Source organism: Emcibacter sp. (assembly GCF_963675455.1).
Taxonomy (GTDB): Bacteria; Pseudomonadota; Alphaproteobacteria; order Sphingomonadales; family Emcibacteraceae; genus Emcibacter.
In genome coordinates, this window is the sequence record NZ_OY776217.1 from 1,891,183 (window position 1) to 1,914,301 (window position 23,119).

General features: G+C 52.7%; 23 protein-coding genes and 1 tRNA gene. 10 read left to right on the forward strand and 14 right to left on the reverse strand.

Going from position 1 to position 23,119, the window contains the following annotated elements:
- Positions 1-153 precede the first annotated feature (153 nt).
- Positions 154-744, reverse strand: a complete 591-nt coding sequence (locus tag ACORNT_RS08710; protein WP_321389253.1) for a DUF4136 domain-containing protein — start codon at positions 742-744, stop codon at positions 154-156.
- A gap of 182 nt (positions 745-926) precedes the next feature.
- Here ACORNT_RS08710 and ACORNT_RS08715 point away from each other — a divergent pair.
- Positions 927-1,001 (forward strand) — tRNA-Val (locus ACORNT_RS08715).
- A gap of 83 nt (positions 1,002-1,084) precedes the next feature.
- Here the strand turns inward: ACORNT_RS08715 and ACORNT_RS08720 are convergent.
- Entirely contained in the window at positions 1,085-1,816 is a 732-nt protein-coding gene (locus ACORNT_RS08720; protein WP_321389255.1) for a hypothetical protein, read from the reverse strand.
- 208 nt (positions 1,817-2,024) lie between these two features.
- On the opposite strand from ACORNT_RS08720, the gene ACORNT_RS08725 reads away from it, so the two are divergent.
- Complete coding sequence (locus ACORNT_RS08725) at positions 2,025-3,443, forward strand: AAA family ATPase (RefSeq protein ID WP_321389256.1); 1,419 nt, start codon at positions 2,025-2,027, stop codon at positions 3,441-3,443.
- 187 nt (positions 3,444-3,630) lie between these two features.
- Here ACORNT_RS08725 and ACORNT_RS08730 read toward each other — a convergent pair whose 3' ends face one another.
- Positions 3,631-4,764, reverse strand: coding sequence for a cobalamin-independent methionine synthase II family protein (locus ACORNT_RS08730; RefSeq protein WP_321389258.1), 1,134 nt, complete (start codon positions 4,762-4,764; stop codon positions 3,631-3,633).
- Positions 4,765-5,059: 295 nt separating this feature from the next.
- Here ACORNT_RS08730 and ACORNT_RS08735 point away from each other — a divergent pair, with 295 nt between their 5' ends.
- The 3 genes from ACORNT_RS08735 to ACORNT_RS08745 all read left to right on the forward strand — a co-directional run bounded on the left by ACORNT_RS08735 (position 5,060) and on the right by ACORNT_RS08745 (position 7,299).
- The gene (locus ACORNT_RS08735; protein ID WP_321389260.1) at positions 5,060-5,857 is read left to right on the forward strand and encodes a hypothetical protein; all 798 of its coding nucleotides are present in this window, start codon (positions 5,060-5,062) and stop codon (positions 5,855-5,857) included.
- 249 nt (positions 5,858-6,106) lie between these two features.
- Positions 6,107-6,454, forward strand: a complete 348-nt coding sequence (locus tag ACORNT_RS08740; RefSeq protein ID WP_321389261.1) for a protocatechuate 4,5-dioxygenase subunit alpha — start codon at positions 6,107-6,109, stop codon at positions 6,452-6,454.
- 2 nt (positions 6,455-6,456) lie between these two features.
- On the forward strand, positions 6,457-7,299 hold the full coding sequence (locus tag ACORNT_RS08745; protein ID WP_321389263.1) for a class III extradiol dioxygenase family protein: 843 nt from the start codon (positions 6,457-6,459) through the stop codon (positions 7,297-7,299).
- Between the two features lie 54 nt (positions 7,300-7,353).
- Here ACORNT_RS08745 and ACORNT_RS08750 read toward each other — a convergent pair whose 3' ends face one another.
- The 3 genes from ACORNT_RS08750 to ACORNT_RS08760 all read right to left on the reverse strand — a co-directional run bounded on the left by ACORNT_RS08750 (position 7,354) and on the right by ACORNT_RS08760 (position 10,302).
- Positions 7,354-8,676 carry an amidohydrolase family protein gene (locus ACORNT_RS08750; RefSeq protein ID WP_321389265.1) on the reverse strand — a complete coding sequence of 441 codons (1,323 nt, stop codon included), beginning with the start codon at positions 8,674-8,676 and terminating at the stop codon, positions 7,354-7,356.
- Positions 8,677-8,747: 71 nt separating this feature from the next.
- Entirely contained in the window at positions 8,748-9,557 is an 810-nt protein-coding gene (locus tag ACORNT_RS08755; RefSeq protein ID WP_321389266.1) for an undecaprenyl-diphosphate phosphatase, read from the reverse strand.
- Between the two features lie 118 nt (positions 9,558-9,675).
- Positions 9,676-10,302, reverse strand: coding sequence for a GntR family transcriptional regulator (locus ACORNT_RS08760; RefSeq protein ID WP_321389268.1), 627 nt, complete (start codon positions 10,300-10,302; stop codon positions 9,676-9,678).
- A 360-nt stretch (positions 10,303-10,662) separates the two neighbouring features.
- On the opposite strand from ACORNT_RS08760, the gene pabB reads away from it, so the two are divergent.
- On the forward strand, positions 10,663-12,495 hold the full coding sequence (gene pabB / locus ACORNT_RS08765) for an aminodeoxychorismate synthase component I (protein WP_321389270.1): 1,833 nt from the start codon (positions 10,663-10,665) through the stop codon (positions 12,493-12,495).
- On the opposite strand, the gene ACORNT_RS08770 is transcribed toward pabB, so the two are convergent.
- Complete coding sequence (locus tag ACORNT_RS08770; protein WP_321389271.1) at positions 12,486-13,520, reverse strand: SPOR domain-containing protein; 1,035 nt, start codon at positions 13,518-13,520, stop codon at positions 12,486-12,488. The genes pabB and ACORNT_RS08770 overlap by 10 nt on opposite strands.
- 229 nt (positions 13,521-13,749) lie before the next feature.
- Between ACORNT_RS08770 and ACORNT_RS08775 the strand changes: the two genes are divergently transcribed.
- The 3 genes from ACORNT_RS08775 to ACORNT_RS08785 all read left to right on the forward strand — a co-directional run bounded on the left by ACORNT_RS08775 (position 13,750) and on the right by ACORNT_RS08785 (position 16,616).
- Positions 13,750-14,460: a ParA family protein gene (locus tag ACORNT_RS08775; protein ID WP_321389273.1), complete on the forward strand. Its 711-nt coding sequence runs from the start codon at positions 13,750-13,752 to the stop codon at positions 14,458-14,460.
- 18 nt (positions 14,461-14,478) lie between these two features.
- Positions 14,479-14,982: a hypothetical protein gene (locus tag ACORNT_RS08780; protein WP_321389274.1), complete on the forward strand. Its 504-nt coding sequence runs from the start codon at positions 14,479-14,481 to the stop codon at positions 14,980-14,982.
- Between the two features lie 62 nt (positions 14,983-15,044).
- Complete coding sequence (locus ACORNT_RS08785) at positions 15,045-16,616, forward strand: tetratricopeptide repeat protein (RefSeq protein WP_321389276.1); 1,572 nt, start codon at positions 15,045-15,047, stop codon at positions 16,614-16,616.
- An 89-nt stretch (positions 16,617-16,705) separates the two neighbouring features.
- On the opposite strand, the gene ptsN is transcribed toward ACORNT_RS08785, so the two are convergent.
- From ptsN to ACORNT_RS08820, 7 genes are all read right to left on the reverse strand, one after another.
- Positions 16,706-17,173, reverse strand: coding sequence for a PTS IIA-like nitrogen regulatory protein PtsN (gene ptsN / locus ACORNT_RS08790; RefSeq protein ID WP_321389277.1), 468 nt, complete (start codon positions 17,171-17,173; stop codon positions 16,706-16,708).
- An 18-nt stretch (positions 17,174-17,191) separates the two neighbouring features.
- Entirely contained in the window at positions 17,192-17,761 is a 570-nt protein-coding gene (gene hpf, locus ACORNT_RS08795) for a ribosome hibernation-promoting factor, HPF/YfiA family (protein WP_321389279.1), read from the reverse strand.
- Between the two features lie 212 nt (positions 17,762-17,973).
- On the reverse strand, positions 17,974-19,515 hold the full coding sequence (gene rpoN / locus ACORNT_RS08800; RefSeq protein WP_321389281.1) for an RNA polymerase factor sigma-54: 1,542 nt from the start codon (positions 19,513-19,515) through the stop codon (positions 17,974-17,976).
- A gap of 17 nt (positions 19,516-19,532) precedes the next feature.
- Positions 19,533-20,315 carry an LPS export ABC transporter ATP-binding protein gene (gene lptB, locus ACORNT_RS08805; protein ID WP_420717559.1) on the reverse strand — a complete coding sequence of 261 codons (783 nt, stop codon included), beginning with the start codon at positions 20,313-20,315 and terminating at the stop codon, positions 19,533-19,535.
- Positions 20,316-20,455: 140 nt separating this feature from the next.
- Positions 20,456-21,010: an LptA/OstA family protein gene (locus ACORNT_RS08810; RefSeq protein ID WP_321389286.1), complete on the reverse strand. Its 555-nt coding sequence runs from the start codon at positions 21,008-21,010 to the stop codon at positions 20,456-20,458.
- Positions 21,011-21,029: 19 nt separating this feature from the next.
- The gene (gene lptC / locus ACORNT_RS08815; protein WP_321389288.1) at positions 21,030-21,749 is read right to left on the reverse strand and encodes an LPS export ABC transporter periplasmic protein LptC; all 720 of its coding nucleotides are present in this window, start codon (positions 21,747-21,749) and stop codon (positions 21,030-21,032) included.
- A gap of 141 nt (positions 21,750-21,890) precedes the next feature.
- Complete coding sequence (locus ACORNT_RS08820; RefSeq protein WP_321389291.1) at positions 21,891-22,505, reverse strand: ribonuclease D; 615 nt, start codon at positions 22,503-22,505, stop codon at positions 21,891-21,893.
- A gap of 98 nt (positions 22,506-22,603) precedes the next feature.
- Here ACORNT_RS08820 and def point away from each other — a divergent pair, with 98 nt between their 5' ends.
- Positions 22,604-23,116 (forward strand): peptide deformylase, encoded by a 513-nt coding sequence (def, locus tag ACORNT_RS08825; RefSeq protein WP_321389293.1) that lies wholly within the window; start codon positions 22,604-22,606, stop codon positions 23,114-23,116.
- Positions 23,117-23,119: the final 3 nt, after the last annotated feature.

Below are 23,119 nucleotides of genomic sequence, written 5' to 3' on the forward strand. Positions count from 1 at the left end.
ACAGGGCTCACTTTGCTGCAGGGTCCGTAAATAATGGAACCTTGTCAGAAGATCAGGAATTCACCATACCCAAAGGGCGTGAGCGGCAGGCCTCCTGCGCCTTGAGCGATATATACCCGATTTTCCGGCATTTTGTCAATCCGGTTCGGGGGGCTAGTTCCCCACCTTGACCCGGGTTGCGGTGCCGCTCTGGCCCGGGAAGTCGGCAAACAGGGCATCGGCCAGCAACGGCATCATCTCATTGAGCGTTTTGCCGGTGGCGCGGATGGTGCTCTTGCCTTCATAAAGCTTGACCCCGTCACCCCGGCGCACGATGTCCAGGGACAGGATATAGACATACTCCTGGCGCGGCTTGCTTTCGCCGATCGGGAAGGAAAGGCCGAGGCCGAAGCTGGTATGGCGGCCGCCGGTGCCCATGCCGATGGAGGCGGAGGAACCTTCCTCGTAAGTGACGCCCGCCACCGGCTGCAGGCCGTAATCCACATAGGCGATCAGCGGTGTGCCCTGTCCGGCGATGGGCGGTGTATAGCCCACGGTGCCGAGCCGGGCGCCGATCAGTTCCGCATATTGCCCGAATTCGAGGGACGACTGCCGGTCCGCCCTGGCGGCCATGACCTCGATGCTTTCGCCCGCCGGGCGCGGCAGGTTGTGAAAACGGGTCACATCGCTTTTATACCCGCCGGAACAGGCGGCGAGGGTGGCGGTGGCAATCATCAGGAAAAGAAATCGAACTGTTTGCTTCATGACAGGTCCCCTTGGTTTACACATCATCATAACAGATTTTTTCACATTCCACTATCGGGGACAGAGATGTCCGAATTAGGGCGGGCAGGCGGGCCAAAGAGCCAATGAGATGCAAAAAAAGCTGATCAAAGGGCTTGCGTTGGCGCGCGAAATCAGTATAAATCCGTCTCACATCCCTTTGGGGGCGGTTAGCTCAGTGGTAGAGCACTACGTTGACATCGTAGGGGTCACAAGTTCGAACCTTGTACCGCCCACCATTTTCCTCTCATATATTTGAATCATTTACCAGACGTGCGAAAAGTTTGTTCTTTTTCAACTAGTCCGCAAGGGTTTTTTTTGACTAAACCTTCCATAAAACTTCGCAAGCGAAATATTCTGAAATAACCATTCTTACAACAACCCCTCCAATGTCGTCTATCGCGAGAAAACGATAGTATCCATCTTGGACGTCTATCCAGTCATTTAGTACAAGGCCCTGCGTAACTTTCTTTCCATCTTCGGACTGCAAGAGAATTTCTATAACTTGCATTCTTTGAATATTTCTCGAGCCAATTTCACTAAGCATCTGTTGCACATGCGGCATGTTAAATTGTTCACGCTCTGTCTCTGATAAAATATTTAGAGGGCCCCACCAAAAGTACGTCGGCTCTCGTGGGCAAGGCTGGCTTAATTCATACGCTGCGTGACCTCTTGCTACTTTGAGTAGAACATTTTTGATTCGGCTTTCTTCAACGTCAAATATGATGTTGTTGCCATCTATTTTTGTCGCGGATTCAATTCGTGTGCGTAAGGCTGGCGATCTTTTTAGAGCTTTTGCAACAGTTTCTCTCCTCATTTTTTTTGGGTCTGCGGAACCAGTAATGATAGCTTCGAAAAGGCAGATTAAGTACTGCTCGTCTAGTGAGAACCCCTGATTGCATGATTTGCATGCGCCAACTACTGGTAAATTATTAGGGTAAGGACGATCTAAAAATACTCGGGAGGGGACATGTTCTCTAGTGGTCGCCGCCCCGCCACAGTAAATACAGTCATTGATTAGCCGACTGTCTGCATAATTCGATTTTTGTTCCATATTTTGTTTCGTGTGTAATTTATTGCAAAGGTCCAACTATAAGTAGAATATAGGATATAAGAGTGGGGAAGAAGTAGTAATAATTGGTGTTGGGATTGCGTTATGTATACTTATTTAAAGATGTCTAAATAATTTATAGAACACAGTTGGTTACGTGCTGTCGATTTCTGGTCGGCAGTGTTTCAAGGTAATGTTCTTGAGGGTTTAAATGGCTACAAAAATTGATAATGCCTTAGAAATTATTTGGGGTGCGGGGTTCACTGTTCTTTTGGGGAAAAACGGTGCCGGGAAGAGTTCGTTGCTTAGAGAAATAGATGCATTTCACGCTACAAATACCAAATATATCTCCCCTGAACGAGGTGGAACTTTAAAATATGATCCAAATGTTGATAACAACATGTTTAGAAATGAAAACTGGATCATTGAAGATAGACGTAAAAATCGTACAGAGCAATTTAGGCAACAAAGTACAGCACAATTTAGAAACTTGGAGGTTATGGTCCTACGCGAGATTGAGGCAAATGAGAAACTTAGGAACGATCTATCCTACAAGTTCGATACGACATTGAAGAAGATTAATGATTTGTTACCTAAGGTAAGCTTGCAACGAGCTGATCGTGGATTTGAAATATTTGACAATAATGGACAAAAAATAGCGGAAGACAAGATTTCAAGCGGTGAATCTGAACTAATAGCATTGTGTATCGAGGTTTTGGTGTTTTCTCGTTCTAGTCTAGAGGACAAGGTTTTGCTTTTGGATGAACCTGATGTCCATCTTCATCCTGATCTTCAACAAAAGTTTATCGAATTTGTTGAAGAGACAGCAAGATTGTTTGATTTTCGAGTTGTATTAGCTACACATAGTACAGCGATTGTTGGCGCATTTAGTAGAGATGCAGATCTACAAATCGTACCAATTTCTGATAGACAAGAAGCAGAATTTAATTCCTTTAAATACGACCCGATTTGTCATGAGATTTTACCTATTTTTGGTGCTCATCCACTGTCGAGCCATTTCAATCGAGAACCTGTTCTATTGGTTGAGGGGGAGGACGATAAGCGAATTTTTGATCAGCTTGTAAGAAGTAGCCAAGGACAAGTAAAGCTGACCCCCTGTGTTGTAGGAACCGTTGATGAAATGAATAAGTGGGAAAAATGGTTAAATGACTTTTTGCCATCTATATACGACGAGCCAAGAGCGTATTCAATTAGAGATCTTGACAATTCTGAACAGGCACACATTGATGATCTAGGTTTGGTGAAAAGGGGGCGTTTAAACTGTTATGCCGTCGAAAATTTATTGCTTTCGAAAGAAAGTCTTACTTCGCATGGATTAAGTGAAGAGGATTTTCTGAGAAAAATTGAGGAATGGATAAAGCTGAATCCTGATCATGATATAACGGATGAACTTATTTTCCTTAAAGAGCACTTTTCTGAGAGGCGAATAAATAAAATTAAAAATCTGAGAAACATAATCGTAGCTCTTTTGGGGAGCACAAAGCCGTGGGAAGTTCTTGTTGGGCAGCTGATTGCAAGCAATTTGAATACAGCGGATTCTGACCCAAACTCTCTATATACCTATTTGGGGCCAAAGGTAATCAATGAATTGCTTTTGCACCAGACGTGAGGTCACTTCTAAGCTGTTTTTACGTCAGTATCTAATAAAACGCCACCCCGAAGGATGGCGTCTGTTGAAAGATAGATTCCTGCTTTCGCAGGAATGACGATCAATAAGGACTGGACCCCCGTTTTCACGGGGGTGACGATGGAGAAGTCGGGAATGACGACTGAGGGGCGGGAATGACGGGGCCGCTCTACAGTCGTCCCCCCGCGATATCCGCCCCCTGCCTGAGCGCGCGGAGTTTTTTCCAGGTCACTTCCGGATCGATCTTGCCGTAGCCGGCGAAGGTGCCGAAACCGCAGTCGGTGGAGGCGATGACCCGCTCCGGCCCGACGATGCCGGCAAAGCGCTCGATACGCTGGGCGATCAGCTCCGGATGCTCCACATAGTTGGAGCAGGTGTCGATGGTACCGGGGGCGAGGATCTTGTAATCGGGAATTTTAGCGTCGGCCCAGACCTTCCATTCATGCTCGTGCCGCGGGTTGGCGGCTTCGAACAGGACGGTGGCCGGGCGGGCACCGAGGATGATATCGATGGTTTTCTCGAGGGCAATGTCATGGTCGTGGGGGCCTTCATAATTGCCCCAGCAGACATGCATGCGGATTTTTTCCGGCGGGATATTGGCGGTGGCGGCATTGAGCGCCTCCACATTGGCCGCCGCCACCTTGAGGAATTCCTCATCGGTCATGTCCTGATAGCCGGTATGGCGCGACATGGCGAGGTCGGGGCAGTCGAGCTGCAGGTAAAAACCTTCATTGACGATGGTTTCATATTCCTCGCGCATGGCATCGGCCAGATCGGCGAGGTACGCCTCGTGGCTGGGATAAAACTGGTTGACCTGGAAGGCGGTGATGAGGCCGGGGGAGGCGGCATTCATGAAGGCCTCTGTCCTGGGTGTGCCGTGCTTTTCAAGGGCGGCCTTGAAGCGGCGGATGTCTTCCCACAGCGGATCAAGGGTCACGAGCTTGACTTCACCGACACAGGAGGCCCGGACAAATTCCTGGCTGCCCATGATGGCCGAGAGCTTTTTGGCGAGGCCCGGATGTTCGGCGAGGTCGGCCGCCGGTTTGCGGTCCACATGGCCGCCGAAACCGGACAGGCGCTCGATCATATAGGTGGAATAGCCGATCTTGCCCATTTCACCGTCACTTATGACGTCGACGCCGCACTCCACCTGCTTTTCGACCACATGGTTGACTGCGGCCGAGACCTTCTGGTCAAACTCTTCCGCGTCATAGGGCTTGCCGGAATCCCGGGCCACCAGAAGCGGGGTGAGTTCTTCGCCGCGGGGCAGGCTGCCGACATGTGAGGTGCGAATATAGGTCATGAAAATGATCTCCCTTGGTCCGGGCTTTGACTGCCCTGCGACATGTTCCGTTATTTGCCTATGTCATATCAGAGATGGTTGGTCATGCCAAGTATTTGGGTGACGTCCTATGGGGGAGCGGGGCGGGCCGGCGCCGTCAGGTCAGGAGAGTTGATTAAAAGACCGGATCACTGTAGATTTACAGGTCCGGGACGCCATCCAAACAGGAATGGCCTGAGTCCCGGGGGTCTGTAAAAAGTATGTCGACATGTTGCGTCCTGCGTAAAACGAAAACCGGGGGGACGAGGAGATCGGCATGATTAAGAACAAACAATATTTCAAGCATCTGTTATACGGGTCCTGCGTTCTGGCGGCGGCAGGAACACTCACCGCCTGTAACGACGGAAAAATTACCCTTGATCCGGATCAAACGGTGGTTGCGGCCTGTGACGGCAGTTTTGCATACAGTGGGCCCGTGGAGCTTGAAAGCCCGCCTTTTGTCAACAATTATGAAGCGCAAGTGCGGCTTCTCAAAACAAATGATACCAATGTGGCTGCTGCAACCGCATTGTCACCGGCCTATCGCCTGATAGCCGGAGGCAGCGGGTACACTTATGAAGTCGCTGGCGGGCAGCTTGTGGATCCCTGCACGGCGGGAAGCCTGAAGGTGTCTGCCCTGGGTGAAGCGCCGCCGCCCAATCCCCCGGCAAACTGGAAAATGCCGAAATCCGACCACCAGACTATTTCCGTAACGGAAACCCCTATAAAGGCGACAATGCCGGGCGGGGTGACCCCTACGGCGGATCCCGGACCCGGGGGTGCCGCTGGCGGAAAGCTTATTCTTCCGGGCGGGAACGGCTATACGGCCCAGGTCACCTGCTGTCCCGGAGGGGCGGCGCGGGCCTATAACCTGTCTGTGGCCAGCTCACCCAATATGACGGGCATGGCTGCGGTACCGGCTGTGGTCAATTGCCCGGCTGCGGCACCGGTAAATGTGACCATTACCGGCTCTCTGGATAACAAGGCACAGCCGGGTCTGGTTGTCTTGCGGATTACGGACCCCGCAGCTGGAAAAAGCTGTCGTCTTACCACCAGGGTTGAACCTGCCCGCTAGGTTGAGGCGGGGGGGGCAATTTTGTATTGTCGCCGGGCGGGGGGCCGGCCCGGCAGTCCGTTTGCTGTGTGCTGAAAGCGATCGCACAACCAATATTGCACGCAAAATGGTGTAAAAATACCATTTATTGTCAAAAATACCCCAATATTGAATGCAATAAATCAATTTTTCTGATCTATGTCAATTACAGCCCGGCGGCCGGGGCCTAAAGTCATTTCAATTGAGTGTTAAACCAATGGGAGCGTGACGATGATGAAATATGACCCGATCCCGGGGACGACCCTGTTTGACGGGGACGAAGCCATGAAGGGCTATGCCCTCAACAAAATGTGCTTTTCCTTTAACGACGCAAAAAACCGCGAGGAGTTCCTTGCCGACGAGGACGCCTATTGCGACAAATACGGCCTTAATGAGCAGCAGAAAGCGGCGATCAAAAGCCGTCAGGTCCTCGACCTGCTGGAGGCCGGCGGCAACGCCTATTACCTGGCCAAATTCGCCGGGATTTTCGGGCTCAACATGCAGGATATCGGCGCCCAGCAGCGCGGCATGACCCGGGAAGAATTTGATGAAGTGCTCGGCGAATACGGAAAGGACTGATCATGGCTAAAATTGTCGGTGGCATTACCACCTCCCATATCCCCGCGATTGGCAAGGCGATTGCCGAGAAACGTTTTGAAGAACATTACTGGAAAGCCTTTTTTGACAGCTACCCGCCAGTGCGGGACTGGCTGGACGAGGTCAAGCCGGATGTGGCGGTGGTGATTTACAACGACCACGGGCTTAACTTCTTCCTCGACGCCATGCCTACCTTCGCCATCGGCGCGGCGCCACAGTACAAGAATGAGGATGAAGGCTGGGGCATTCCCGAAATCCCGGCGTTTCCGGGCGATCCGAAACTGTCCTGGCATATCATTGAATCCCTGATGGACGAGGAATTCGACCTCACCACCTGTCAGGAGATGAAGGTGGACCACGGCTTTACCGTACCGATGCAGCTTTTGTGGCCGGAACGCTGGAGCCCCGAAGTGCGGACTATCCCGGTCTGTGTGAACACGGTTCAGCATCCGGTGCCGTCGCCCAAACGCTGTTATGAAATGGGTCAGGCCATGGGTCGGGCGATCCGTTCCTACGAGGAAGATGTCAAGGTGGTGATCATCGGCACCGGCGGCCTGTCGCACCAGCTTGAAGGCGAGCGGGCCGGTTTCCTCAATCAGGAATTCGACCATATGTGCATGGAAAAGATTGTCGAGGATCCGAAGGCCCTGCTGGATTATTCCATTCCGGACCTGGTGCGTCTGGCCGGATCACAGGGCACCGAACTGATCCTGTGGCTGATGATGCGCGGTGCGCTCAGCGACAAGGTCAACCTCCTGCACCAGAAATATACCATCCCGATTTCCAATACCGCAGCCGGTCTGCTGCTGCTGGAAAATCTGGATTAAAGATCTTACTGTGTGAATAAAAAGGCGGTTGTCGGCTTCTCCCGGCGCCGCCTTTTATTCGTCGGGGACGATATTTCCGGCCCGGATGACCATGCGGATATCGCGGGTTGCGGTGATGTCTTTCAGCGGATCGGCATTGAGGATTACCATGTCGGCAATCTTGCCGACTTCTATCGTACCGGCCTCGGTAAGACGCCCGGCGGCTTCGGCGCTGTTGCGGGTCGCGGCGACAAGTGCCTCGAGCGGGGTCAGTCCGGCATACTGCACCAGCAGCTCCAGCTCTTTATGGATGTTGGGCAGGGCGTCGGCGTCATCCTTCTTCTCCGGGAGCAGGGCGTCTGTGCCGGCGGTAATCTTGACCCCCGCCTTGTGGACCCGGGCGGTAAAGGCCGTGGCCCAGGTAAAGGCCGTTCCGGTGGTGCCTGTCAGCGTCTCCCCGTCATGCAGGGCGTGGGCGTAATGAACAAAAAGGGTCGCATCCAGCAGGACATTGTTTCTGGCCATATCCCGCAGCAGGCCGTCAAAGGCCTTGTCATGGGGAGAATAGTCGGGATAGGGGCCTTTCCTGCGGGCGTTATAGTCGGCCGGGACGTCCGCCACCGCCTGCCAGATGAAATAGGCGCTGTGGGACAGTACGTCGACTCCGGCCTCCACCAGATCCGAGGGCCGGGCCGGGAAAGTGGTGGCATGGGCCCAGGTCATGAGCCCCGTCTTTTTCGCCGCCGGGATCAGTATGCTGACTGCCTTCCGGTCCAGGTTACCGTAAAGTTTGACGGCTCTTGCGCCGGTCTTGCCGATATTTTTCATGATTTCGTCGGCATCACTGGTTGTGTCAAAGGCCCGAAGCCAGGGGGCGGTTCCGGCGTCATACCCCTGCGAGGCTTCCAGTACCCGGGGGTCGTCAAACATACGGGGGCCGCCGACCAGACCGCTGTAGATGATTATCGGGGCCAGGTAATCGCCCCGGTGAAGGCCGTCCATGGTGTCTTTCAGGACCCGGGCGTCACCGGCCATATCACGCATGGCGGTCACACCGCCCCTGAGCGCCCGTTCCAGCACGTCCTGCATGTGCTGGCGATCGCCGTCAAATCCGGACAGGTGGACATGGCTGTCGATCAGGCCCGGGATGATCCAGGCGCCCTTGAGGTCGATGGTTTCAGTGTCCTCTCCGGACACCTTTATGTCAAACCCGGCGATGAGCCCGTCACGGATCAGGATATTCTCCACAGTCCGGGCCGGGGCGCCGGTGCCGTCAATGAGGGTGGTATTTTTCAGCAACAGACTCTGGGAAAAGGCAGGCAGAGAAAACAAAAGAAGCGCGAACAGTGCGGCAAGGCCTGTTGTCCGGAAAAGCTTCTTTGTCACTCCAGCGATCATTGATTCCCCTTTTTTCAGGAGAATATTATCATGTAAGAAAGTTAACGGGAACTTTATCCTTCAAAAGCCGGTCAGGCATAAACCCAGATCAACAGTCCGGCGCCGAGCAGGACACGATAGATGACGAATGGCGTCATGCTGGCGCTCTGTAACCACTTCATCAGTCCGGCAATGGCCAGCAGGGCGGCGATGAAGGACAGGACAGCACCGACAAGCACATCCTGGCCGAGGACAAAATCACCGCTTTCGACAAGTTTCAGCCCTTCCAGGGTGCCGGCGGCAAGAATCGTCGGAATGGACATCAGCATGGAAAAACGCGCCGCTTCCGTGCGGCTGAAACCAAGGCCGCGGGCAGCGGTCATCGTGATGCCGGAGCGGCTGGTGCCGGGAATAAGCGCCAGCACCTGGGCCAGCCCCATGATCAGGGCGTGGCCATAGCGCAATTCCAGTATGGTTTTGGTGACCGGGGACCGCATATCCAGCACATAAAGCAGAATGCCGAAAATGATGCTTGTCCAGCCGATCACTTCGGCAGTGCGCCAAAGGTCGTTTAGGTCAAAGACAGACACCAGGCCGCCGAACACGACAACCGGAACCGTGGCCAGGATCAGGGCCAGGAAAAGTTTACGCTCGTGGGGCTTGTGGCTCTTGCTTAAGCTCAGCATCTGCCAGAAAGCGTGAAGCAAGGCCCCGACATCCTTGCGGAAATAAATCATCACGGCCGCCAGGGTGCCGACATGGACCCCCACATCCATCATCAGTCCCTGGTCCGTCCAGCCGGTCAGTTGCGGGACAAGGATCAGGTGGCCTGAAGAGCTGATGGGCAGGAATTCGGTAATGCCCTGTACGATGGCAAGGACAACAATCTGAAGCAGTGTCACTCTGGTTCCCCTCTGTCGGCAGGGCCCGTCACCCTGCATTCTGTTGGCCCAACTTTAGGTCGGGACCCCGGGACAGGCAACCGGAAAATCATTTCTTCGGAAAGCCGGAAGATAAATTTCAGAAGGCGCTGGCGATCACTTTGTTGATCCAGGCGGAATGTTTTGCCAAGGCGTCATCTCTGTTGCCGTCTAGCAAGGCATGACCTGCGGCCCGAAAATCATCCCAGAATTCCCTGGGGTCAAGTTTTAGTACCTGCAGGACATGCCGGGAGAAATGACAGATATTCAGACGCGCCAGCATTTCGGCCAGGGCAGCGTTATTATTGCTGCGAGCAAGCTGGCTGTAAAAATTCATGACCGACTGAAGAATGGAATCCTTGTCGTTTGCTGTCTCGTCGATCAACGACACCAGTCGGGTCTTTTCCACCGATGAAGGCTGGTAGTCGCGAAAGGCGACGGCACCCATGACGTCTACCAGTTGGAAACGATGAATGATCTCTTCCCGGCTCATTTTCCGGATCACAGCGCCGCGGTTGGGAATAAGTTCCACCAGTCCGGCGGCCGACAACAGACGCAGGGCTTCCCGCAGCGGGCCACGACTGGTGTTCAGTTCAGAGGTGAGTGCGGCTTCGACCAGACGCTGCCCGGGGGCGTAGCTTCCGTGATGAATTCCCCGGATGATTTCACATACAATTTTTTCAACCCGGGATGATTTTCCCGATGTTTCGAACAGATTATTTGACACTATACTCAGATCCCTTGGAAACTTTTCTGCCTGCTAAATATTACGACTCTTTATCTTGTTTTTATGCTTTTTGACTTAGCATATGTCATCTGCATATGCCACTAAATAGTCGATGTGATTTGGCATACGAGCAGAAGATTGCTGTTTTAATCCTATCAGGTTGTGGACCGCCCGACGTTGGTTTCTCCCCGGAGGCTTGTTGCGGCGTTGCTGGCGGAATCGACATAAAGGAGAAGAAATTCAGGCTCCTACGAATAATCCGGTTATTTGGTTATTGTTGTTGAGTGTAAGATAACTTATGACTTGTTGTCGAATGTTGTTAAGCAAGCGTTAGATGATAAATTTTAAGGTTCGGTGACAATGCCGGAAAAAAAATCGGCAGGCAAAAATCAGGAATTTACGGTTTTTCTGGATAACAGTCTTGATCTGTTTACGGGGCAGGTGTCCTACGTTTATGACACGCCGGATGAAGTGATCACCGCCCGCACGCCGGCCGAACTGACCGATGCTTTTGAGCATATGGAAAAGGTGCTGGACGCGGGGAAGCATCTGGCCGGATATATCAGCTACGAAACGGGCCTGGCGCTGGAGCATTGCCTGGAGGGTCTGTTGCCGGCAAAGGCCGATGTGCCCTATCTGTGTTTTGGGGTTTATGGGGAACGCAAAACCCTGACCGCATCTGATGCCGGGGAATACTGGCGAACCGGCGACGGGATGCGGGATCCCGAGGTTGATAATCTCCAGCTGAATATATCGCGGGATGAATATCTGCAGGATATTGAGAGAATACAGGAATATTTGCAGGCGGGTGACGTCTATCAGGTCAACTATACCCTGAAAGCCCTGTTTGACTATGCCGGTCCCTCCAAAGCACTTTATTCCAGATTACGCAGGGCGCAGCCGGTTTCCTACGGCGCCTACATCAGTTCCGATGAACTGGATGTCCTGTCGTTCAGTCCGGAACTTTTTCTCAAAAAGCAGGCAGATGTGGTCGTCATGAAACCGATGAAAGGGACGATCCGGCGCGGTCACACCCTGGAGGAAGATCGGGACCTGGCGGCCTTTATGCGGGAAGATGAAAAAAGCCGGGCCGAAAACCTGATGATTGTGGACCTGATCAGGAATGATCTGTCAAAACTGGCGGAGCCGGGGTCCGTTCAGGTGGACAGTCTGTTTGATATTGAGAAATACCGGACCCTTCTGCAGATGACTTCTACAGTAAAGGCACGCCTTGGCGATCATGTAAAAGTCACCGACCTGCTGAAGTCCATGTTCCCTTGCGGGTCCGTCACCGGGGCTCCGAAAATCAGGGCGATGGAGATCATCCACGAACTGGAACGCGGACCGCGGGGTATTTATACCGGCGCCATCGGTTATATCACGCCGGACCGGGACCTGTGTTTCAATGTGCCCATTCGGACGCTGGTTCTGGATCGGGCGGGCAGGGGCTGCCTTGGCATCGGCGGTGGTATTGTGGCGGATTCCGTTGCCGGGGAGGAATATGAGGAATGTCTGCTCAAGGCATCTTTTCTGACCCGGAAACAGCCGACATTTGACCTGCTGGAGACAATCGGCTGGTCGGGAGAAGAGGGTTTCAAACTTCTGGATTTACACCTCGATCGCCTGAAAAAATCGGCTGAATATTTTGATTTCCGCTTTGACCGGGACGAGATCAGGAAGGATCTGGAACGGACTGCCGAGTATCTGGCTCCCGAGACAGAGTGGCGGATCAGGCTGTTGTTGTCACGCGTGGGGAACTGGTCCGTGACCTGTGAAAAACAGGCAGGCGGACAGGTCGGGGAAGTGCCGCAGATCTGCCTTTCAGACAGGCGGACGGACAGCAGGAACAGCCTGTTCTACCATAAGACAACGGCGCGGGACTTTTATAACGAAGAGCTGGCCAAAGCCCGTCAGGACGGGGGCTGTTTTGAGGTGATTTTTCAGAACGAAAATTGCGAGCTCACCGAAGGCAGCTTTACCAATCTTTTTGTCGAACTGGATGGACAGCTCTTTACGCCACCGGTATCGGCAGGATTGCTTGCCGGAACGCTGCGGCAGGACTTGCTGGAACAGGGCAGGGCCATTGAAAAGACCCTGTGGCCCGAAGACCTGCTCCGGGCAGAGAAGATCTTTGTCGGTAATTCGGTTCGCGGTCTGCTTCAGGTCAAGCTGAAAAACCCGCCTCAGGGCTGAGGCGGTGTTTTAAGAGAATAGCAGTTTCCACCGTTGTCCTTGATCCGGTCGCACAACAGGTTTGCCGCTTCCCTGTCGGCAAATGGCCTGAGCTGAAGCCGGTAAAAAATGCCTTTGTTCTTGATATCCACCACCTGAACAACAGCCTCGTAACTGTCGATCAGGCCGGCATGTTTCTGCTTCAGTCTGGACAGGGCCGTATCCGCTTCGTCAGATGACCGGAAAGACCCTACCTGGACCCGGTAGTTGTCAGGCGCGGAAATGTCTGGCGTTGTGGTTTCTGGCAGCGAAGGTGTCTGTTTGGAAGTGGCCGGCAGTTCCTCACTCACCGTTACGGGCGTTGCCGCTCTGCCTTCATCAGGCAGGTCCAGTGGTGTGGTTTCTTCGGTAGCTTCACCGTTCTGACTGTCTACCATCAGGTCCCTGTCGTCAGAAGCGCGATAAGAACCGACAAGACCCGGTGCCCGGGCCAGGGCCGCCTGAACAGTGTCGGAATCCAGATAGGTCTTTAATTTATCCTGGGCGGCCATGGCATCGCGTATACCCTGCTGGGCGGACAGATGGATCCAGGCATAGGCGTCGGTTTTGTTCTGTGCCACATGCTGGCCGTTATAATACATTGTGCCGACGATATACTGGGACCGGGCATCACCGTTGCTGGCTGCCCGGTAAAGCCATTTGTAGGCTTGTTCCATATCGATAGTTCCGAGACGGCCGAAATAATAAAGGGTTCCCAGGTTTCTCTGGGCGCCCACATGTCCTTTTTCAGCAGCTCTGAGATAATATTCCTCGGCCTTTTTGAAATCCTGCCTGACGCCGCGCCCCATCCGGTAGAGCTGTCCCAGGTTATAAAGGGCGTTGGGATTGCCCAGTGCCGCATAGGGAAGCCATTCTTCCCGGGCCTGTTCATAGTTGCCTGCTTCATAGGCCCTTACCCCATCGGAAACAGTTGCAGAAGCGACTGTAATGCTGGGATTTATCTGAGCGGCCAGAAGAAATGGTAAAATCAGGATTGTGTTTTTCATAGGCTGTTAACTTGTCTCCAAGTCCCCGTTTGTCGAAGGCTAATATATAAAAAACAATATATTTTACCAGTGTTTATAAATAGTTAGTAGTTAAAATTTTGTACTTCACTTTACGATTTATTAATACCTCACAGGCAGACTGGTTAACTGTACGGGTATATGAAAAATATTTGCCCACAGGAATTTGCACTATAGCAGCAATTATAAACATCAAACAAGGTTGGAACATATGCGAGTTTTGGCATTTACATCACAGAAGGGCGGGTCAGGAAAAACCACGTTAAGCGGTCATGTTGCTGTCCAGGCCGAGCTGGCTGGTGAAGGCCCCGTGGTTCTGGTGGATACCGACCCGCAGGGCAGCCTGACAGAATGGTGGAACGAACGTGAAGCCCCGACACCGGCTTTTGCCCAGACCAACGTGTCAAGGCTGATCACGGATCTGGACGAGTTGCGCTCACAGGGGTTTAAACTGGCGATCATCGATACGCCGCCGGCGATTACCCTGGCGATCCAGAGTGTGATTGCGGTTTCCGATCTTATTGTTATTCCAACACGCCCCAGTCCGCATGACCTGCGTGCAGCAGGTGGAACTGTGGAGCTTGCCGACAGAACCGACAAGCCGTTCATGTTTGTGATCAACGGCGCATCCCCCCGTGCCCGGATCACCAGTGATGCCGCCATTGCCCTGTCGCAGCATGGGACCGTTGCCCCGGTAACCCTGCACCAGAGAACTGACTATGCCTCCAGCATGATTGATGGGCGGACAGTGATGGAAACCAATCCTGAATCAAAATCTGCAAAGGAAATTGCCGACCTCTGGGATTATATCAGCGATCGTCTTGAGAAGAATTTCCGTCGCACTGTATTCCAGAATAATGCCGCCCAGAGAAGGGCGCCGGTCCAGTCACCTGGATTTGGCCGCAGGCAGGTACAGGCATAAGAAAAGAGAGCAGGGACTATGACTATGAGAAAAGAAGCCAGACTAACCGGTTCACTTCTTGCGCGTAAGGGCCGGGCAATTCCAAGTCCGTCATCACCCAAGTTTTCTGCGCCGGCGATCAACAGGTTTGAACATATAGAGCAGGGAAATACCGCTGAAGTAAAACCAGAAGCCGGTAAAAGCGAAAGCCCGCTTGAAAATACAATCGGTACCGTAAGGAAGCTGGCCGAGATTCAGGGTAAGAAAGTTTCACCCACTGACGAGAAAACAACTTCAATGGCAAGTAAAATTTTCGGTCGTCGCAAGAAAGTTGACGCAGGGACAAAAGCGTCTAAGGCGGCTGCCGGTAAACGCGTGGCCATGACCTTGCGCATGAACGAGGAAGATCACCTGAAACTGAGGCTTTATTCAGCACATACCCGCATGAGCTGTCAGGAAGTCCTGACAGAAGCACTGGATATGTATCTGTCGCATCAGTCAGAGGACATGAATGCCAAAAAATGTTCCTGTCTTGCTGAATAAACACCTGCAGGACAGAGAATAATTTGACTATGGAAAGTGGAAACATCCGAAAAGGGACTGGTATGAAAAATTTCAGATTTGCAAAACTTATGGCGACGGCGGCAGTGCCCGTGTTCCTGGTTGCCTGCACAGGTGGCGCACCTTACCAGACAGGATCTGCTGACAAAGCGCCAAAAGCCAACGCATCGGCTGCCGAAGTCAGGGAAGTTGCCTCCAATACGGACAACAGTTTTCTGTCGCTGGCAAATGAAATGGTCGCCGAAGGTGACTATAACGCCGCGATTCCTCTCTTCCGGCGTGCCCACAAGTGGCATCCGTTCTCTTCCGAGCCTCTGGTTGGGCTTGGTGATTCACTGAGCGCCACCGGCCAGTATCAGGAGGCGGTTGAGGCGTATCAGAGAGCAGTGGACAACAACGAGCAGAATGTTGCCGCCCTGAAAGGCCTGGGTAAATCCTACGTCGCCCTCAACCGGCCGACAATGGCAGTGCCGGTCCTGAATTCTGCAGTGGAACTGGCGCCGACAGATGTGGAAGTGATTTCGAGCCTGGCGCTTGCCATGGAGATGCAGGGCAATAATATGGCTGCCCTGGAAGTTTACAAGGACGGTCTGGCACTTGATCCGGACAATCTGAAACTTTTGAATAACTATGGCCTGTCGCTGGCATTGCAGTCCCGTCACGATGAGGCTGTCAACATCCTGAAGCAGGCTGCCCAGCACAAGGACGCTGGTGCAAGTCATCGTCAGAATCTGGCTATGGCCTATGCCCTTTCCGGCAATGAGGTTATGGCATCCCGCCTGCTGTCCATTGACAGCGGTCCGGAACTGACCAATGAAAACCTGAATTATTTCCGCGTTCTGGCCAGTATGCCGGAAGACGGAAGATTCTCCTCTGTCATAAACCAGTCGGTGGAGCCGAAAACCGATACTTCTGCGCCGGCTAACGAGGTTTTTGAAGATGAAAGCCTGACCCGCAGTATTACGGTCGCACGTCTTGTGGAAGAAGTGCCGGAACCGGTTGTTGAAGCTGAACCCGAAGAGGAAGATCCTTCTGTGCCGGCTCTGCTGGGTCCGGAAGGCTGGGCCCTGCAGATTGCGGCCTATCGCAAGAAGTCCGAATTGCGTCCCGGCTGGGAAATGCTGAAGAAAAAATATTCCGACATTATCGGTCATCTTGAACCGCGCCGCTCTGAAGTGGACTTTGGTGACCGCAAAGGCAAAAAGCCGAGTGGATTCTATTACCGCCTGAATGCCGGACCTCTGACATCCTTTGAGGAAGCAAACGAGGCCTGCAAGAAGATCAGGGAAAAAGGGACCGATTGCTGGGTTCGCCCGCCCTTGACTGCGGAAGGCAAGCTGCCTGAAGTGGACAAGGACAAGGCAAAACCGTTTGAGAAAATCGAAGATATAACAAAAGGCAGCACAGCCGAGGCGCCTGCAGCGGCTGAAAAGCCGGCTGTAGTAGCAGAGGAAAAATCGGCCAGGATCGAAGAGAGCGCCAAAGTTGTTGCCGCGGCTGAAAAGAAAAAAGCGGATAAGATCGTCTGGAAACTTGTTCAGGAATCCCGCGAGGCACCGGCCGAACTGTCCCAGAATGACGTTCCCGAAGAAGAGGATGTGGAACCCGAAGAATAATCCTCTCTTCCAGTCTGACAGATATAGAAGACCCTCCGCGATATTTCGCGGAGGGTTTATTTTTTCAACAGAAGCTGATCCGTATGGGGTCAGGCGGCGTTTGAATTCTTGCTCGTGGACGTCAGGATGGCATGAATGGCGTCGCCACCTTCAGACCCCCGAAGTTTTTCACAGGTCGTTTTGTCGCGCAGCAGGCGGGATACCTTGGCCAGGGCCTTCAGGTGATCCGCCCCGGCGGTTTCCGGTGCCAACAGCATGAAAATCAGGTCAACGGGCTCTCCGTCCAGGGAATCATAATCCACAGGTTGGGCCAGCCGGGCAAAGATGCCGTACAGCCGGTCCAGGCCGGGGATTTTTCCATGGGGAATGGCAACGCCATGTCCTACACCTGTGGTGCCGAGCCGTTCGCGTTCCACAAGAACATCTACGATCTCGTGGCTTGGCCGGTTCAGAACTTTTTCTGCCTTGGTTGCGAGCTCCTGCAAAATCTGCTTTTTGCTTGTCGCTTTCATATCCGGAATTATAGTTTCCAGATTAATCAAATCAGCAATATCCATACGGATCACTTCTTGTTGTTATTCCTCTTTCGGATCTATCCACCCGATGTTTCCATCTGCGCGGCGGTAGACCACATTCATGCGCCCATGACCGGAATTCCGGAACATAAGCGTTTGAAGGTTTCCAAGATCGAGCCTCATAACGGCTTCACTGACAGTCACTTCCGGAATATATGTTTCCGTTTCCGCCACAATTGCGGGCTGAGCGTCTTCAGTTTCTTCGGCACCTTCGTCTTCGGCGGCCAGTACATTATACTGGGCCGGTATCATGGACTGGCCGTTAACACGCTGGCTGTGATGATTGGTCAGACGTCGTTTGTATCTGCGCAATCTTTTTTCCATGCGGTCTGCGGCTGAATCAAAGGCGGCATAAATATCCGTCGCTTCACCATGAGTCTGCATGTCGACCCCGTGGCCAAGATGGACATGGCAATCTGCCCGAAACAAATGTGCATCCTTCGAAAAGGTTACGGTCCCGTCAATGGGTTGATCGAAATATTTGTTTACACTTCCGTCCAGGTTGGCTTCAACATGGCTGCGAAGTGAGTCACCAATATCAATCTGTTTTCCGGTAACAACGATTCTCATGCTTTTCTCAGATCCTTCTCAGACAGCAAATTGGAAAGAGCCTTTTGAATTTACCAGTTCAAGGCCGCGGAACTTAGTGTCAACTGACGGCTTTGTCAAGTTTTGACCCAGGTCCCCCCGGAAAGACGCAGAATACTGTACTTTGCGTCAGACCGGAAACCACTCTGTGGGAACAAAAAACGCTATCTGTTTAATCTTCTGTTCCGGTAAGATCACAGGGCGGAATTCTTCATTCGGCGCCGCTGAATAGAAGAAGGAATATTCAGGGCCTCGCGATATTTTGCTACTGTTCTTCTTGCAATATCAATGCCTTCTGACTTCAATAATTCTACAAGTTTATCATCTGAGAGGATTTTTTTGGGATTTTCCTCATCTATCAGGGCCTTGATTGAATGTTTGACGGCTTCGGCAGAATGGGAATCACCATCCTCCATAGCGGAAATGGCGGTGGTGAAAAAATACTTCATTTCGAATATACCGCGGTTGGTGGCGATATATTTGTTGGCGGTCACCCGACTCACGGTGCTTTCGTGCATGTCAATTGCTTCCGCAATGGTTTTCAAATTCAGCGGGCGCAGGAATTTAATTCCTTTTTCAAAGAATTCACTTTGCTGCCGCACCAGTTCACTTGATACCTTGAGAATAGTTCTGGCGCGTTGATCCAGCGCCTTGACAAGCCAGTTTGCCGACGCCATGCATTCGGCCAGATATTCCTTGTCTTCCCGGTTGCGGGTCTGTCCCCTGACTTCGGCATGATACCTGTTGTTCAGGAGAACCTTTGGCAGGGTTTCACTGTTCAGTTCCACGTACCAGACGCCTTTCGGGTTTTTACGGATGAATACATCGGGCACCACCGTCTGAACCACTTCGCCGCCGAACAGGGCGCCGGGTCTCGGGTTCAGGGCCTGGATTTCCTCAATCATGTCCCGCAGATCTTCCGTATCGATCCGGCAGAGCCGTTTCAGGGCATTATAGTCCCGTTTGGCCAGAAGCTCCAGGTTATCCAGAAGCGTTTCCATTGCCGGATCAAGCCGGTCCAGTTCCCGTAGCTGGATTTTCAGGCATTCCGACAGGTTGCGGGCAAAAACACCGATCGGATCAAAGGTCTGGGCAATGGCCAGAACTCTCTCGATTTCCCCGGTGCTGCAGGCAAACTGCTCGGCGATCAGGCCAATGTCCTCACCCAGATATCCGGCTTCATCCAGCATGCCGATAAGATATTGCAGGATCAGTTTGTCGTTGGGCGGCAGGACAATCATGTTGAGCTGGTCTTCGAGGTGATCCCGCAATGTGGTGCTTTCCCCAAGTCTTTGCTCAAGGGAATACTCCATGTCTTCAAAGCTGCCGCCACCGCCGGACATGCCGCTGCCGCTGATGCTCAGGCTGTCGGAATAGTTCGACAAGGGTTCATCCGAGGCGGTGTCATTGTTGAACACATTCTCATAGTCGGTATCGAGCGGTGTATCTGTCTCTCCGCTCTGCATATTGTCCTTGGACAGTAATTCGTCGGAGCTTGCCATAGACTCGGTATCGCTCGTATTGCTCTCCCGCTCATTCGCGTCTTTTTCGGCCTGGGTCGGGGACTGGTCGCTGGACTCGCCAATCTCGAGAAGCGGGTTTTTTTCCACTTCCTCAATCACAAAATCAACCAGCTCCATGTTGGAATACTGCAACAGGCGGATAGCCTGCTGCAGCTGGGGCGTCATGACCAGCGATTGCGATTGTTTGAGTTCCAAGCGTGGCGTTAAAGCCATATTTTTTCTATCCCACCTTACAGACTGAATCTGTCACCCAAATATACACGACGAACGTCTTCATTGGCGACAATTTCCTTTGGTGTGCCTGTCATCAGGACGTTTCCATCATGAATAATATAAGCGCGGTCAATGATATCCAGGGTTTCCCGGACGTTATGATCGGTGATCAGCACCCCGATGCCCCGGTCCTTCAGGTGTGACACCAGGTCACGGATGTCGGCGATGGCAATCGGGTCAATACCGGCAAACGGTTCGTCCAGCAGCATAAAACTGGGACGGGTGGCCAGAGCCCGGGCTATCTCTACCCGTCGCCGTTCCCCACCGGACAGGGCCAGAGCAGGGGATTGACGGATATGCTGGATGGAAAACTCGCTGAGCAGTTCTTCCAGCATTTCGAGCCGTTTGTTTTCGTTGGATTCGGAAATTTCCAGAACCGACCAGATATTTTCTTCCACCGTCATACCCCGGAAGATGGAGGCTTCCTGTGGCAGATATCCGATGCCCAGCCGGGCGCGCCGGTACATGGGCATACGGGTGATGTCATGGCCATCGAGGACAATTCGCCCGGCGTCCGGCTCGATCAGTCCGGTGATGGTGTAGAAGCATGTGGTTTTTCCGGCGCCATTGGGGCCGAGAAGGCCGACAACCTCGCCTTTGTGAACTTCAAGACTGACGCCGCGCAGCACTGTTTTCTTGCGATATTTCTTTTCAATGCAATCAATGACCAGTCCCTCTTCCTGCAGAGTGGCCGGTGTAACAGTGGACTGTCCGGATATTGGCGTAATATTCTGATCCATACTCATTATGTACCCCATAAGGGATTAACAAAGGGTTTTTTCCCGACGTTGATCCTGCCTCTAAGATATAAGAAATTTACCATAAAATTCAAATACAGGGAGGCAATTTTGTTTCGGATAATTTTTCCGGCGGTCCGGGGTTATTTGTCCGGTACCGTAAACTGGCCTTTGACCCGGTCTTTTCCGTCCTGTCCCTCGATGCTGATGACGCCGCTATCCAGGTTCAGGCGCAGCTTTTTGCCTTTGAGAACGCCGTCTTCGGTTTTCAGGACCACCCGGTCGCCCAGGGTAATAATACCTTCCGAAAGGTCATAGACCGCCCAGCTGCTGGTGATTTCCTCGGTCGGTGACTTGACCCTGACATTGCCGGCGGCGTCAAGCCGGGTTATGGAAGAGGACAGTTCCTTTTCCTCGCCGGCTTCGTAATAGACATTGATCCGGTCGGAGGTCATGGTCATGTCCCCCTGGACGACCTGCACGTTGCCGACGAAAACCGCGATATTTTCCTTCTGCCGCACCTCCAGCTTGTCGGCACTGATATCCACAGGTTCCTTGACGTCATGGTCCTTGAGCGCCGAAATCTGTGACAGCGCCGGCTGAGCACAGATCATCAGTAACAGGGCGGATATCGCCAGGGACAGTTTTCTGAAGCTCTTGCGGCCATATAGTCGATCAGGGGAAGTGTTAGTCATCATAGTACCTGGAATTGCCTGTTTAATTGTTATTCTCGGGGGAGAGGTCCGGTGTTTCAATCGGTTTTTGCGGATCAATATGCATTTTCACATCGCCCTGGAGGAAAATGGTTTCGTCATCCACATTAACCTGGAAAGAGGTGGAACTGAAAGCGCCGAACGGGGCTGACCCCTTTACGCCGTCGTGACCGCTTGCCAGTTTGTCATTGATCAGGAATTCGGCCTTGCTTGCCGTCAGGTTGAATCCCGTTTCCGACTGGATGACGATTTCATCATCCAGCAGCATTTTTTGGTCCGAAACGTCCAATATGCCTGACCGGGCCTCTACCGTCATCCGGTCACCGGATTTCAGATACATTTCCGCCAGCAGGTTGCGGAAATTATAGTCCTTGGCATCGTTGGTTTTCCGAAAGGCACTTTCCGCCGAGATCCGGACCGGGTTATTGTAGCGGTCCTTGCCTTCATAGCGGGGCTTGATCAGTTTTGCGGTTTCATCCCGTTTTTCCAGCCGGTCGATGGCCAGGGTGAAGCTGCCTTCCTTGGTGCTGAAGACCGGCCACAGGACCAGGGCGACCAGGAATATAACCGTCAGGACGGGGAAGGATTTTTTCAGGATGGCAATAAATTCCACTTGTTTCTGACTTTCCTCAAAGCTCTGGCTGCTTCTGGGAATCAGGTTTTCCAGATGTTCGGCATGGCTGCCGCCCTGTAGTTCGCCGTGGTTATCCTTCTTTTCACTCATATCACGCCCATGGCCCCGTCAAAGACTGACGGGGAGACTATTGTTTGGCATATTGCTCTGGTTGACATTGTTATCTGTCAGGAAGATGGCAGAAAAAGGATTGGGGGAAAAGATTTTTTACCGGAAATCATCAGCGATCTGTCAACTGTGGGCGAATATATCGGTATCATCCCAGCCCGCCAGATCAAGTTCAGCCCGTGTCGGCAGGAATTCAAAACATTTCCGCGCCAGTTCCCGTCGCCCGGCCCGTTCCAGCATCACATCCAGCCGGCTCATCAGCCGGTGCAGATGCAGCACGTCGGAGGCGGCATATTCCTGCTGGGCCTGGCTCAACTCGTCGGCGCCCCAGTTGGAACTCTGCTGCTGTTTGGAAAGGTCCACCTGCAGCAGTTCCTTGCAGATATCCCTGAGCCCGTGCCGGTCTGTGTAGGTGCGCACAAGTTTGGAGGCGATCTTGGTACAATAGACCGGCCTTACATTGATATCCAGATAATGTTTGAGGACGGCCACGTCAAAGCGGGCAAAATGGAAAATTTTGATATTGCTGGCATCTTCCATCAGTTTTTTCAGGTTGGGGGCGCTGGCCTGGTTCTGGGCGATCTGAACCAGGATGGCGTTGCCGTCACCACCGGATAACTGTACAAGGCACAGCCGGTCCCGGTGTGGTTTCAGGCCGAGGGTCTCAGTATCGACCGCCACCGGTCCGGAAAATTTTATGTCGTCGGGCAGGTCCCCGTGATACAATTTTACTGTCATGAATTTTCCAATTTGTCTGGTAAAGCTCTGCTATGGTTTATACTTGTTTTAAAGTATAAGTGGCAACCTTTTAACAATTAAAGAAAAAGAACTTCTTAATGCCCGCCTTGAAACTCATCTATGCACCCGATCCCATATTCCGCCAAAAAGCCGCCCCGGTGGACCGGGTGGACGATGAAATCCGCCAGATGTCGTCGGACATGTTCGAGGTCCTTTATCGGGAGCAGGGCGTCGGCCTCGGCGCCAATATGGTGGGACTTCTCAAGCGTCTGATCGTCATTGACCTGCAGGAAGGCGGCGTGAAGCAGCCCATCGCCATGGTCAATCCGGAGATTGTTGAAAAATCGGAGGAGCTGCAGGCTTTTGAGGAGGGCTCATTGAGCTATCCCGGCATCTCCGCCGAAATCACCCGCCCGAAAAACATCACCGTTACTTATCTGGACGAGCAGGGGGCGGCGCAGACACTCGAGGCTGAAGGCTGGCTCGCCACCGTGATCCAGCACGAGGTGGATTACCTCGACGGTGTGGTCTTTCTCGATTACCTGTCGCCGGTCAAACGCAACATGCTGCTCAAGAAGATGAAGAAATACCGCAAGCAGATGGGGATCTAGGTC

Coding starts and splice junctions, on each gene's coding strand:
- ACORNT_RS08710 (WP_321389253.1), bottom strand. CDS start 744: ATGAAGCAAACAGTTCGATTTCTTTTCCTGATGATTGCCACCGCCACC.
- ACORNT_RS08720 (WP_321389255.1), bottom strand. CDS start 1,816: ATGGAACAAAAATCGAATTATGCAGACAGTCGGCTAATCAATGACTGT.
- ACORNT_RS08725 (WP_321389256.1), top strand. CDS start 2,025: ATGGCTACAAAAATTGATAATGCCTTAGAAATTATTTGGGGTGCGGGG.
- ACORNT_RS08730 (WP_321389258.1), bottom strand. CDS start 4,764: ATGACCTATATTCGCACCTCACATGTCGGCAGCCTGCCCCGCGGCGAA.
- ACORNT_RS08735 (WP_321389260.1), top strand. CDS start 5,060: ATGATTAAGAACAAACAATATTTCAAGCATCTGTTATACGGGTCCTGC.
- ACORNT_RS08740 (WP_321389261.1), top strand. CDS start 6,107: ATGATGAAATATGACCCGATCCCGGGGACGACCCTGTTTGACGGGGAC.
- ACORNT_RS08745 (WP_321389263.1), top strand. CDS start 6,457: ATGGCTAAAATTGTCGGTGGCATTACCACCTCCCATATCCCCGCGATT.
- ACORNT_RS08750 (WP_321389265.1), bottom strand. CDS start 8,676: ATGATCGCTGGAGTGACAAAGAAGCTTTTCCGGACAACAGGCCTTGCC.
- pabB (WP_321389270.1), top strand. CDS start 10,663: ATGCCGGAAAAAAAATCGGCAGGCAAAAATCAGGAATTTACGGTTTTT.
- ACORNT_RS08770 (WP_321389271.1), bottom strand. CDS start 13,520: ATGAAAAACACAATCCTGATTTTACCATTTCTTCTGGCCGCTCAGATA.
- ACORNT_RS08775 (WP_321389273.1), top strand. CDS start 13,750: ATGCGAGTTTTGGCATTTACATCACAGAAGGGCGGGTCAGGAAAAACC.
- ACORNT_RS08780 (WP_321389274.1), top strand. CDS start 14,479: ATGACTATGAGAAAAGAAGCCAGACTAACCGGTTCACTTCTTGCGCGT.
- ACORNT_RS08785 (WP_321389276.1), top strand. CDS start 15,045: ATGAAAAATTTCAGATTTGCAAAACTTATGGCGACGGCGGCAGTGCCC.
- ptsN (WP_321389277.1), bottom strand. CDS start 17,173: ATGGATATTGCTGATTTGATTAATCTGGAAACTATAATTCCGGATATG.
- hpf (WP_321389279.1), bottom strand. CDS start 17,761: ATGAGAATCGTTGTTACCGGAAAACAGATTGATATTGGTGACTCACTT.
- rpoN (WP_321389281.1), bottom strand. CDS start 19,515: ATGGCTTTAACGCCACGCTTGGAACTCAAACAATCGCAATCGCTGGTC.
- lptB (WP_420717559.1), bottom strand. CDS start 20,315: ATGGATCAGAATATTACGCCAATATCCGGACAGTCCACTGTTACACCG.
- ACORNT_RS08810 (WP_321389286.1), bottom strand. CDS start 21,010: ATGATGACTAACACTTCCCCTGATCGACTATATGGCCGCAAGAGCTTC.
- lptC (WP_321389288.1), bottom strand. CDS start 21,749: ATGAGTGAAAAGAAGGATAACCACGGCGAACTACAGGGCGGCAGCCAT.
- ACORNT_RS08820 (WP_321389291.1), bottom strand. CDS start 22,505: ATGACAGTAAAATTGTATCACGGGGACCTGCCCGACGACATAAAATTT.
- def (WP_321389293.1), top strand. CDS start 22,604: ATGCCCGCCTTGAAACTCATCTATGCACCCGATCCCATATTCCGCCAA.